Source organism: Micromonospora tarensis (assembly GCF_016803395.1).
Lineage (GTDB): Bacteria > Actinomycetota > Actinomycetes > Mycobacteriales > Micromonosporaceae > Micromonospora > Micromonospora tarensis.
In genome coordinates this window covers 1-4775 of sequence record NZ_JAEVHL010000356.1, presented here as the reverse complement: position 1 = coordinate 4775, position 4775 = coordinate 1, and the positions used below count along the sequence as shown (strand labels likewise).

Below are 4775 nucleotides of genomic sequence, written 5' to 3'. Positions count from 1 at the left end.
CAGTCCCGGCAGCGCCTCGACCGTTTCCGGTCAGCTCCGGTTCGATCGCGTCCGGGTCGGCGACGTCGGTGCCGAACGGCAGGCTGGCCCGCAGTCGCTGGTCCTCGGCGGCCAGCGTCAGCAACTCCTCCACCAGGGCGTAGCGGGTGAGGGCCCGGATGCCCACGGTCAGGTGCAGCGAGCTGGCGTCCTGCGCCTGCGCACTGTGCAGCCAGCCGCGGGGCAGGTAGAGGGCATCGCCCGGGGCGAGCACCACGTCCAGGGCGGCCGGACCCTGCGCGGTCGCGCCGACCTCGTCGGCCCGGCCACCCCACGGCTGCTTCTCCAGCGGATCGGGCAGCACCGGCGGGTGGATCCGCCAGTGTTTGCGGCCGTCGACCTGGAGCACGAACACGTCGTGGGTGTCGTAGTGGGTGGCGAAGCCCTGGCTGCCCGCCGGGGTGAGGTAGGCGTTGATCTGGAGCGGCTGGTTGAGCGCGAGACCCAGGTCGCTGGCGAAGTCGACAAGCGGCGGCCAGATCCGGTGCAGACCCTGCAACACCAGCGTCGCGCCGGACGCGTACTGCTCCAGGACCCGCTCGTCGAGCACCTGGTCGCCGATCTCGGCGCCCGCGCCGCCGCCGCCGGTCCAGCGTGCCGCCGCGACCAGCTGGCCGTCCTTGGCGATCCGCAGGAACGGGGTACGCAGGCCGCGCCGGCTCAGCAGCTCGTCGGCGTCGGCGGGGCTGAGCAGGTCGGTGAAGCCAGCCGGGTCGGGCAGGTCGGCGGCGCGCGACAGCAGCGGGGTGTGACCCCAGTGCGCGGCAGCGAACTTGGCCGGCTCGACCGCGACGCAGCGGGCCAGGGCCGCACCGGCGTCCGCCGACGGAACCGCCGGGCGGCGGTGGCCGCCCGGCGGGTCGAGGTGCGTCATGGCGTGCCGCTACCGGGCGCTGCCGTCGGCGCCACCGTCCTGCTGACCCGGGGGTGGCCCCACCGTCGGCCGGACCCTCCGCACCGCCGTCGGCGCCACCGTCCTGCTGGCCGGGAGTCGCGCCGCCGTCGGCCGGGCCCTCCGCGCCGCCGCCGCCGGTCGTCTGCATGTCGTCATCGTTGAGTGCCATCGGTACTCCCTCGGGTGAGCCGCCCCGCCATCCGCCGGGGTCCGTCGTGCTGCGGGTGGTACCCCACGCGCGATCTTCTCTAACCCTCACCGTAGACGCCGGACCGGGACGACACGGCCGGTTCGCGGGCGGCGGCGCACAGTGCCAGGATGGGGCGATGATCCTGGTGGGCACGTCCGGCTGGCAGTACCGGGACTGGCGGGGCCGCTTCTACCCGCAGCGGCTGCCGCAGCGGCTCTGGCTGGAGCACTTCGCAGCCGGGTTCGCCACGGTCGAGGTCAACAACGCCTTCTACCGGCTGCCCGAGCGGGACACCTTCGCCGCCTGGCGGGCGCGAACCCCACCGGATTTCTGCGTGGCGGTGAAGATGAGCCGTTACCTGACCCACATCAAGCGACTGCGCGACCCGGCCGAGCCGGTGGCCCGGTTCCTCGGCCGAGCCACCGCGCTCGGTGACCGGCTTGGTCCGGTGCTCGTGCAACTGCCACCGAACCTGCGCTCCGACGTCGACGCGCTCGACGCCACACTGCGGCTGTTCCCGGCGGAGGTCCGGGTCGCGGTAGAGCCCCGACATCCCTCCTGGTGGACCGACGCCACCAGGGCGGTGCTGGAACGCCGTCGGGCGGCACTGGTCTGGGCGGACCGGCTGGGACGGCCGGTTGCCCCACGCTGGCGCACCACCGACTTCGGGTACCTGCGGTTGCACGAGGGGCGCGCGCGGCCGTGGCCCCGCTACGGGCGCACCGCGCTGCGGTCCTGGGTGAGCCGGCTGACCGAGACCTTCGGCGCGGACGAGCCGGCGTACGTCTACTTCAACAACGACCCGGGCGGCGCGGCGATCGTGGACGCCGTCGCGTTCGCGGGGCTGGCCCGTCGGGCCGGGCACCCGGTGTCGCGGGTGCCGACCCCCGCCGAGGCGGACACCTCCGGCACCGGCTGAACCCGCCCGACAGGTGCTCGGGCGGGCTCACGACGTTCAGGCCGTCACGGCATCATCATGGCGAGATCCTTGGGCATGGTGTCCTTCACGTCCTGCCACTCGCCCTGGGTGACGTGTCGACGCAGGGTGTCCAGCACCACCTGCGTCACCCGCTCCGCGCCGCCCTCGGCGTCGTACGGGAAGCCCTGCCGGACCTCGTAGAGGAAGTCGTCCCGGTTGAGCTTGATCGGCACGTCGGACGGAACCCAGCCGTCGAAGTAGATCCCCCGCACCAGCACCGGCAACTGCTGGGCGAACTCGACGCTCTCGTCCACCGCCAGCCGGTCGCGCAGCAGGTGCAGCACCGTGCGCAGGGCGGCGTACGACTGGTTGCGTCGTTCCTTCGGCCAGCCGTAGGCGTTCTCGATGTCCTTGAGAATCAGGTTCGTCTTGTCCAGCGAGGACTCGAACGCGGAGAGCATGGTGTCAGCCATCGGTCGACCCCCGTTCCGTGCTGTCCCAGCGTCGGTCGTCGGCGCGGCGCGGCGGCCCCACCGGGCCGCGACGGGCGCGCACCGGGCTGCCCTGCGGGGGCGCGCCGGGCGTTGTCGGCGGTGCCGACCACGTGCAGCACGGCACCGCGCCGTCGATCCGTCACCACTCGAACCGTCATCCCCGTCACCTCCGTGTCGTCTCCGGCGTCGACCGCTCCCGGCGGCCGAGCCCACCGTGACCACCCTGCCCGTGGTTCGGGTGACCCGGCCTCACCCGGATCGGGTGAGCGTCAGTTCGCGTCGAGGAGCCCGGCCAGCGTGGCGGCGTTGGTCTGCGCGTAGTCGCGGTAGCAGTTGTTCATCAGGACGTGCGTCTGCCCGGCCTCGTCGGCCAGTTCCCGCAGCTTCGGCGCCCAGTCGGCCAGCTCCCGCTTGGAGTAGTGGTAGCCGAACTTCTCGTGGATGTCCTTGCTGGTCCACTTGTCGCTGTGCCCGTGGAAACGCATCACCGCGAGGTCCGCGGTGGCGGCCAGCACCGGGGGCAGTGACGAGCGGTGACCCTGCGGCATGTCCACGCAGACGTACGGCAGGCGGTGCTCGCGCAGGAAGGCCAGGGTCTCCTCGGCGTTGTCACCGTCGAACCAGGAGGCGTGCCGGAACTCGTACACCGGGCGCAGCGGCGCGCAGCGCTTCGCCACCTCCAGCAGGTACTGCTTGTTGGCCCGCTTGATGGTGAACCAGGGCGGGAACTGGAACAGCAGCGCGCCCAGCTTGCCCGCCTCGACCAGCGGGTCCAGCGCGGACAGGAAGCGCGTCCACACCTCCTCGTACGACTGCGCGGGCAGGTCGTCGGGGTAGACGTTCTTCTTGTCGGTGTCCGGGCGCAGGTCCTTGTAGAGCGCGCTCACCCGGGTGGGATGCCCGGTCAGCAGGCTGAACGCCTTGATGTTGAAGGTGAAACCGGCCGGGGTGCGCTCGGCCCACAGCTTCGCGGTCGCCTCGGCGGGTGGCGAGTAGTAGGTGGCGTCCACCTCGACGAGCGGGAATCTCCGGGCGTAGTACGCCAGCCGTTTCTCCGGGGTGTCCGCGGTTTGTGGATACCAGCCGGAGTCCAGCAGTGTCCGGTCGGTCCAGGACGCGGTGCCCACCAGGATGTCACCCATGGTGGAAGTCCACCGCGTCGCGGACGACGGCAACCGCTGGCGTGGTTCAGGCCGCCCGGCGTTCGCGGGTCTGCTTGCACGTCACACAGGTGGTGGCGGACGGGAAGATCTCCAACCGCTCCACCGGGATCGCCGCCGAGCAACCCTCGCACCAGCCGTAGGTGCCCTCCTCCAGCCGGCCGAGAGCGTGTTCGTACTGGGCGCGCCGGTCGAGGATGGTGCGCAGCAGGGACTGCGCGGTGTCCCGCTCGGCGGTCTTCGTGCCGCTGTCGGCCTGGTCGTCGCCGGCGGTGTCACCGACCTCCACCAGCCGCAGCACCTGGCTCTGGAGCACCGCCTGGTCGTACTCCGCGGTCAGCTCGTCGTAGCGCGCCTGGAGCGACTGTCGGATCTGGTCGATCTCCGTCTGGGAACGGGTCGCACCGACCGTGTCGTGGACGAGCATCGCTGCCTGCCTTTCCTAAGCCTGTGGCTCACGGTGAACCGGGTGCCGGCGGCGCGGGGCCCCGGTCACGGTCGCATTCGGTACGCGGGCGATCACCGCGCTCTGTGAGCCGGGCGAGTACCCGCCGGGTCGGCCGAGCAAACCGACGAATTCTCGGCGCTGCTCAGCGGTCCGCACCGGGCTCGACGAGCGCCGGTCGACGGGGGTCGTCGGCCCGCACCACCACGTCGGCGAAGCTCACCGGGACGACCTCCTCGGCGTACCTGTCGAAGGCCGGCAGCGCCCACGCCTGGCCCGGTTCGGTGCGCCGGCGCAGCGCCGCCGGGGACAGCTCCAGGTGGACGGTGACGTCGAAGGGCAGACCGCCGCCGAGCAGCAGCGGGCCGCTGACCAGGACGACACCCCCGGGTGCCAGGTCGACGTAGCGGGCCCGGCTGGCCCGGTCGGCGTCGGCGTCCCAGAGCGACGGCAGGAGGCGGCCGGTGCCACCCGGGCCGGCCGGGTCGAGCACCTCCCGACGCAGTCCGGCCTCGTCGACCCAGCCCTCGTAGAAGGCGTCCGGGTTGGTGCGGCCCAACTCGTAGCGCAGCGACGCGGGCCGCAGGAAGTCGGTGGCGCGGACGTGCAGAACCGGGCGGCCCCGGGCGCGCA

The 4775-nt window shown here is 72.5% G+C and carries 5 protein-coding genes and 1 pseudogene; 1 reads left to right on the top strand and 5 read right to left on the bottom strand.

The genetic code is table 11. From position 1 onward, the window contains the following. Positions 1 to 913: pseudogene (locus JM949_RS33620) on the bottom strand (cupin domain-containing protein); the annotation flags it as partial. A 347-nt stretch (positions 914 to 1260) separates the two neighbouring features. Between JM949_RS33620 and JM949_RS33615 the strand changes: the two are divergent. After that, positions 1261 to 2043, top strand: coding sequence for a DUF72 domain-containing protein (locus JM949_RS33615; protein WP_203152067.1), 783 nt, complete (start codon positions 1261 to 1263; stop codon positions 2041 to 2043). A 44-nt stretch (positions 2044 to 2087) separates the two neighbouring features. On the opposite strand, the gene JM949_RS33610 is transcribed toward JM949_RS33615, so the two are convergent. The 4 genes from JM949_RS33610 to JM949_RS33595 form a co-directional block, all read right to left on the bottom strand. After that, positions 2088 to 2516: a DUF2267 domain-containing protein gene (locus JM949_RS33610; RefSeq protein WP_203152066.1), complete on the bottom strand. Its 429-nt coding sequence runs from the start codon at positions 2514 to 2516 to the stop codon at positions 2088 to 2090. 290 nt (positions 2517 to 2806) lie between these two features. Next, positions 2807 to 3679, bottom strand: coding sequence for a DUF72 domain-containing protein (locus JM949_RS33605; protein ID WP_203152065.1), 873 nt, complete (start codon positions 3677 to 3679; stop codon positions 2807 to 2809). Between the two features lie 46 nt (positions 3680 to 3725). Next, entirely contained in the window at positions 3726 to 4124 is a 399-nt protein-coding gene (locus tag JM949_RS33600; RefSeq protein WP_203152064.1) for a TraR/DksA family transcriptional regulator, read from the bottom strand. A 163-nt stretch (positions 4125 to 4287) separates the two neighbouring features. After that, a partial coding sequence (locus JM949_RS33595) for a nucleoside/nucleotide kinase family protein (protein ID WP_203152063.1) occupies positions 4288 to 4775 on the bottom strand: 488 nt, incomplete at its 5' end.